Below are 6050 nucleotides of genomic sequence, written 5' to 3' on the forward strand. Positions count from 1 at the left end.
TTTGGGAATCCCTCACGACGTCAGCGAGTCGATTTGCCGCACTCACGCCAAACCGCGTTTTGTACGTACCCTAGTGCTTTCGCAGGGACGACGGCTGAGAGCGCTCAATGCTTCGTCACCACGCTCCACTTGGTGACAACAGCCTCGCTCATCTGCCCCGCTTCTTCTGCGCAGGCAACTTCGTCGACCTTCACCGAGATTTCCTTGCCGACAAAAGGCCTCAGTTGCGCGGCTTGCGCGTCATTGGCGGGGACAAGCTGGAACGTCTCGGGACCTGTCTCGAGATTGCACAGCCCGTTCGGCGGCGGCAGGCGACGCGGTTCGCTGGTCAACTGATAGGTCGCGGTACGCTTGCCGGCTTTCTTGATGTCGCGGACGCGCAGCGTGTTGAGCTCGCCCGACAGCACATCGCCAGCGTGGATTGGCTTGCCCGGCTTCGGCGAAGCCTCCGCCTCTTGGGCCAGCGCGGCGGGCGCGGTCAGCACCGCCCCCAGAATGACCGCAAAGCACAGGCGAATGCCGAATCGGTGGTTCGTCATCTCGTTCAGTTCCGTTGTGTTCACCTAGAAGAGCGTTCGCTGCCGCATGGCTGCGGATAGCGTACCTTCATCGAGGTAATCAAGCTCGCCGCCGACCGGCACGCCATGCGCCAGCCGTGTCACCCGGACATTGGCCTCTTGAAGCATATCGGTGATGTAATGCGCCGTGGTCTGGCCATCCACGGTTGCATTCAGTGCCAGGATGATCTCGCTCACCTGCGGATCATGCGCGCGCGCCACGAGCTGATCGATGGTGAGATCCTGCGGGCCGACGCCGTCGAGCGGCGACAGCGTCGCGCCGAGGACGTGATAGCGCCCATTGGTCGCGTTCGCCCGTTCCAGCGCCCAGAGATCGGCGACGTCGGCAACCACAACGATGATGGAAGGATCGCGGCGTGGATCGGTGCAGACCGTGCAGGGATTCTGGGTATCGATATTGCCGCAGGTCTTGCAGACCTGGATCTTGTCGATCGCCACCTGCAGCGCCGCGGCGAGCGGCGTCATCAGGGCTTCGCGCTTCTTGATGAGGTGCAGCGCCGCGCGCCGGGCCGAGCGCGGCCCGAGGCCCGGCAGCCGCGCCAGAAGCTGGATCAGGCGCTCGATTTCAGGTCCGGCGACGCTTGCGGCCATTCAGGTGAGACCAAGTCCGGGCGGCAGGCCAAGCCCGCCGGTGAGCGCCTGCATCTTCTCCTGCACCGCGAGTTCCGCCTTGCGGCGCGCGTCATTATGCGCGGTGACGAGGAGGTCCTCGAGGATCTCGCGTTCCTCCGGCTTGATCAGGGATGGATCGATCCTGACGCCCTTGACTTCCATCTTCGCGCTCATGCGCACGGCGACAAGGCCGCCGCCGGAAATGCCCTCGACCTCGACATTGCCGAGTTCTTCCTGCATCGCCTGCATCTTGGACTGCAGCTGCGCTGCCTGCTTCATCATGCCGAGAAAATCAGCCATCGGTGGTCCCTTCAATCTGTTCGCGCATGATCTTCGCGCCAACGCTGCGCGTTTGTCGCGAAGCAAATCCGGCCCCACTTTCGCGGATCATGTTAGTCGTCGCTGTCGCCGCTCTCGATGGGGTCTTCGCCGACAATATCGGTCTCCGCCGGCTCGGCGGCAAGCCTGCGCACCTCGACGACCTTGGCGCCGGGAAAGCGCGCCAGAACCTCCTTCACCCGCGGATCGGCTTCGGCCGCGCGCTCGCGCTGGCTCTTTTCGGCGAGATTTTGCGAGCGAATGGTCGGCTGCCCGGCTTCGTTGGAGACGATCACGGTCCAGCGCCGGCCGGTCCATAGTTCCAATTTGCGCGAGAGATCGGTGACGAGACCGCGCGAGGCATGCGGCTCCAGCGCAATTTCGAGCCGCCCGTCCTCGATCCGTACCAGCCGCACATCCGCTTCGAGCGCGCCCTTGATCATCAAATCGCGCTTCTCGCCGGCAAGCGCGACAAGCTGCATGAAACTAGTGACGCGCAGTGCCGGCGCCGACTGGGTCTCGGGCACTGCTGCCTGCGGTCGCAGCGATGCCTCCGCGCTGGCCCGGGGCATTGCCGCGGGAGCGCGCACCGGCGACGAGGCAATCGAGGAAATGGGCGCCGATGGCGCGGCCCGCGACGCGGTCGCGCCGCCCGCGACCACCGGCGACCCTCCGCCATTCTGCTCAATCATCCTGATCGCTTCGTCCGGCGTCGGCAGGTCGGCGACATAGGCGATCCGCACCAACACCATCTCGGCGGCGGCGGCCGGGCGGGTGGCGGTCTGCACCTCGGCGATGCCCTTGAGCAGCATCTGCCACATCCGGGACAGCACCCGCATCGACAGTTTGGCTGCAAACTCGCGGGCGCGCACGCGCTCGGTCTCGCCGAACGCCACGTTGTCGGCGGTAGCAGGCACGATCTTCACGCGGGTAACGAAATTGACGAATTCGGCGAGGTCGGACAGCACCACCACCGGATCGGCGCCGACATCATATTGCGCGCGGAATTCGGTGAAGGCCGCCGCGATATCGCCGCGCGCCAGCGAATCGAAGAGGTCGATCACCCGGGTGCGGTCGGCAAGCCCGAGCATCTGCCGCACTTCCTCGGCGCGCACGGTTCCGGCCGCATGCGCGATCGCCTGGTCGAACAGCGACAGCGAATCGCGCACCGAGCCCTCCGCGGCCCGCGCGATGATGCCAAGCGCTTCGGGCTCGACCTCGACGCCTTCCTTGGTCGCAATGTTACCGAGATGCTTCATCAGCACGTCGGCCTCGACCCGGCGCAGGTCGAAACGCTGGCAGCGCGAAAGCACCGTGACCGGGACTTTGCGGATTTCAGTGGTGGCGAAGACGAATTTGGCGTGCTCCGGCGGCTCTTCCAGCGTCTTCAGGAACGCGTTGAAGGCCGCGGTCGAGAGCATGTGGACTTCGTCGATGATGTAGACCTTGTAGCGCGCGCTCGCCGGCGCATAGCGCACGCTGTCATTGATCTGGCGCACGTCGTCGACGCCGGTATGGGACGCGGCGTCCATCTCCAGCACGTCCATGTGCCGGCTTTCCATGATCGCCTGGCAGTGCAGGCCGAGCACGGGCATCTGGATGGTCGGCCCCTTCAGCGAGCCGTCGGGCAATTCATAGTTCAGCGCGCGGGCGAGGATGCGGGCGGTGGTGGTCTTGCCGACCCCGCGCACCCCGGTCAGGATCCAGGCCTGAGGGATTCGTCCGGTCTCGAACGCGTTCGAGACCGTCCGCACCATGGCCTCCTGGCCGATCAGATCGTCAAAGCTTGAAGGGCGGTATTTGCGCGCCAGCACCCGGTAGGGCTTTGCCGCTTCGAAGCCGGCCTGGCCGGCGCCTTCAGCCTGATTCGGAGGAGCGCCAGCGTCGTTCATTGGTCGATCCGCAATTGAATGTCTCTCGGGCCGGCTTTGCGGAAAGGAGCGGAATCAAGCGCAAAACCGCGGAACAGCCCGCCTTCTGCATGATTCGCTCGAAAAACAGGTAGGAGACTGACGAGCGACCCGATCCGGACCTCGTTAGGGCTGCTTCCTTCCGGACCTGACCCGGTTGGCGAGTGGCTCGTCCACCGCCAATCTCCCGGTCCCTATTTGGGGCCAATAGGGCCGGAAAGCAAGCGTGGCCTGCGCGGAACGCACCGGGCTTGTGCCGGAGGCCAGAAAGGCTTTAGGTGCCGTCATGCCCGGGCTTGTCCCGGGCATCCACGTCTTCCTCTACGTTGTGACAAGACGTGGATGGCCGGAACAAGTCCGGCCATGACGGGGAAATATGCATGTCCGCCTCGACCTGGTCACTGCACGCACGCCTCAAGGAAGACACGATCGACATTGGCGATCTGCCGCTCTGCCGGGTGCTGGTCATCAAGGACGCCAATTACCCTTGGCTGTTGTTGGTGCCGCGCCGTGAGGGCGCGGTGGAGATCATCGACCTCGAGGAGGTCGAGCAGGCGCAGTTGATGACCGAGATCACCCGAGTCGCGCGCGCCCTGAAGGACATCACTAAATGCGACAAGCTGAACACCGCCGCGCTCGGCAATGCGGTGCCGCAGCTTCATGTCCACATCATCGCGCGCCGTACCAGCGATGCCGCCTGGCCGCGCCCGGTATGGGGCGTGGTGCCGCCGCTGGCACATGATGCCGAAGAAGTGCAGAATTTCATCAGCGCGCTTCGCCGCAAGATCTGGTTGGGTTGAAGAATAGATGTCAGCATTCGATAATTTTCCGCTGGGGCAGCCGGCCTTCGTCACCAATGTTCTCGACCGCGCCGCGCATCTGCGCACCAATGAGGAGAAGCTGTTCGCGCTGGAAAGCCGCCGCGACGCGCGCGCTTACGTGATCTACCGCGACTCGCTGGTGGTGAAGCAGGAGGAAGCCGGTCCGCGGGCACTGCTTTCGGTTGAGGAGGCGCTGAAATTCGGCGCCAATCCGGGCACGGTGTTTCTGGGCCTGCGCGATGGCGCGCCGGTATTCGGCATGGGCATTGCGCCGCAAGCAGCGGAAAAGCTGGTCGGCCGCAGCGACGTCGCCGTCACCGAGCTGCGCGGCATGGCGATGCAGGGCACCGCCCCGCCCGACCAGCTCTCGGCGATCGCGATGGCGAAATCCATGGTGACCTGGCACCAGCGCCACGGCTTTTGCGCCAATTGCGGTGCGCGCACCGCGATGAAGGAGGGCGGCTGGAAGCGCGTATGCCCGAGCTGCAAGGCCGAGCATTTTCCGCGCACCGACCCTGTCGTCATCATGCTCGTGACCCACGGCGACAGATGCCTGCTGGGCCGCCAGAAGCAATTCCCTCCGGGCATGTATTCCTGCCTTGCGGGTTTCGTCGAAGCCGCCGAGACCATCGAGGACGCGGTCCGGCGCGAGATCTTCGAGGAGTCGGGAATCCGCTGCACCGAGGTCAATTATTACATGACGCAGCCATGGCCCTATCCATCATCCCTGATGATCGGATGCACCGCGCGTGCAACCAATGAAGAAATCATCGTCGACCGCACTGAGCTCGAGGATGCGCGCTGGTTCGATCGCGCGGAGGCGACCTTGATGCTCAAGCGGCAGCATCCGGATGGCCTGGCTGGTCCACATCCTTTCGCCATAGCCCATCATTTGGTCGGACGTTGGCTGCATGGGAAAGACGCAGCGGGCGCATAGTGGCCCCGCAACGTACTGAAGTTGAAGAGTTTTTGGGACAGGACGAGATCGGCCGCCCGGCCGAGAACAGCCAATAGGCTTGCCTTAGAAGATTTTTCTCTATATGAGGGACTTAGCCCCTTCATATGGAACTTTTTTCTCATGACCGACCTCGCCGTTCCGCTGCATGACGCCAACCGCCGGCTCGACGCCATCGATCGCAAAATCCTGACCGTGCTGCAGGAGGATGCCTCCCTGTCAGTTGCCGAGATCGGCGATCGGGTCGGCCTGTCCTCCACCCCCTGCTGGAAGCGCATCCAGCGGCTCGAGGCCGATGGCGTGATCCTGCGCCGGGTTGCGCTGGTCGACCAGAACAAGATCGGGCTCGGCATCACCGTGTTCGTGTCGGTCGAGAGCTCCGACCATTCCGAGGCCTGGCTGCGCAAATTCGCCGACGCGGTCAGCGCGATGCCTGAAGTGATGGAGTTCTATCGGATGGCCGGCGACGTCGACTACATGCTGCGCGTCGTGGTCGCGGACATGTCGAGCTACGACATCTTCTACAAGAAGCTGATCAGCGCCGTGCCGCTGAAGAACGTCACCTCGCGCTTTGCGATGGAGAAGATCAAGTCGGTGACCGCGCTGCCGGTGCCGGCGGCGGCTTAAGCCCTCCACTGTCATCGTCCGCGAACGCGGACGATCCAGTATTCCAGAGAGGTTCGTCTTCGATTGAGACGCCGCGGCGTACTGGATACCCCGCCTGCGCGGGGTATGACGACGGCGGGGGTGGCCGGCGGCGCAATCAAATCTTCTGATTGTACTCGCCGACCTCCGGATGCGTGCGCAGCACCGCATCCACGGTCTCGAACATGTCGCGCATGCGCTGCTCGCTGAC

The 6050-nt window shown here is 64.1% G+C and carries 7 protein-coding genes and 1 other RNA gene; 3 read left to right on the forward strand and 5 right to left on the reverse strand.

The window, feature by feature from the left end; all coding sequences use genetic code 11:
- Window positions 1-104: 104 nt before the first annotated feature.
- From ACZXDY_RS44135 to ffs, 5 genes are all read right to left on the reverse strand, one after another.
- Complete coding sequence (locus tag ACZXDY_RS44135) at window positions 105-539, reverse strand: hypothetical protein (RefSeq protein ID WP_208828078.1); 435 nt, start codon at window positions 537-539, stop codon at window positions 105-107.
- A gap of 24 nt (window positions 540-563) precedes the next feature.
- On the reverse strand, window positions 564-1169 hold the full coding sequence (gene recR, locus ACZXDY_RS44140; protein WP_028169301.1) for a recombination mediator RecR: 606 nt from the start codon (window positions 1167-1169) through the stop codon (window positions 564-566).
- A complete protein-coding gene (locus ACZXDY_RS44145; RefSeq protein WP_028169302.1) occupies window positions 1170-1490 on the reverse strand; it encodes a YbaB/EbfC family nucleoid-associated protein in 321 nt (106 codons plus the stop codon).
- A gap of 92 nt (window positions 1491-1582) precedes the next feature.
- Window positions 1583-3400, reverse strand: a complete 1818-nt coding sequence (locus tag ACZXDY_RS44150; RefSeq protein WP_464349796.1) for a DNA polymerase III subunit gamma/tau — start codon at window positions 3398-3400, stop codon at window positions 1583-1585.
- Window positions 3401-3509: 109 nt separating this feature from the next.
- Window positions 3510-3606, reverse strand: an RNA gene (gene ffs, locus ACZXDY_RS44155) — signal recognition particle sRNA small type.
- 192 nt (window positions 3607-3798) lie between these two features.
- On the opposite strand from ffs, the gene ACZXDY_RS44160 reads away from it, so the two are divergent.
- The 3 genes from ACZXDY_RS44160 to ACZXDY_RS44170 all read left to right on the forward strand — a co-directional run bounded on the left by ACZXDY_RS44160 (window position 3799) and on the right by ACZXDY_RS44170 (window position 5821).
- Entirely contained in the window at window positions 3799-4218 is a 420-nt protein-coding gene (locus tag ACZXDY_RS44160) for an HIT domain-containing protein (RefSeq protein ID WP_464349797.1), read from the forward strand.
- A gap of 7 nt (window positions 4219-4225) precedes the next feature.
- Window positions 4226-5176 carry an NAD(+) diphosphatase gene (gene nudC, locus ACZXDY_RS44165; RefSeq protein WP_464349798.1) on the forward strand — a complete coding sequence of 317 codons (951 nt, stop codon included), beginning with the start codon at window positions 4226-4228 and terminating at the stop codon, window positions 5174-5176.
- A 141-nt stretch (window positions 5177-5317) separates the two neighbouring features.
- Window positions 5318-5821, forward strand: coding sequence for an Lrp/AsnC family transcriptional regulator (locus ACZXDY_RS44170; RefSeq protein WP_028169306.1), 504 nt, complete (start codon window positions 5318-5320; stop codon window positions 5819-5821).
- The last annotated feature ends 229 nt before the right edge of the window (window positions 5822-6050 follow it).

This window comes from Bradyrhizobium sp. LeoB3 (assembly GCF_055456055.1).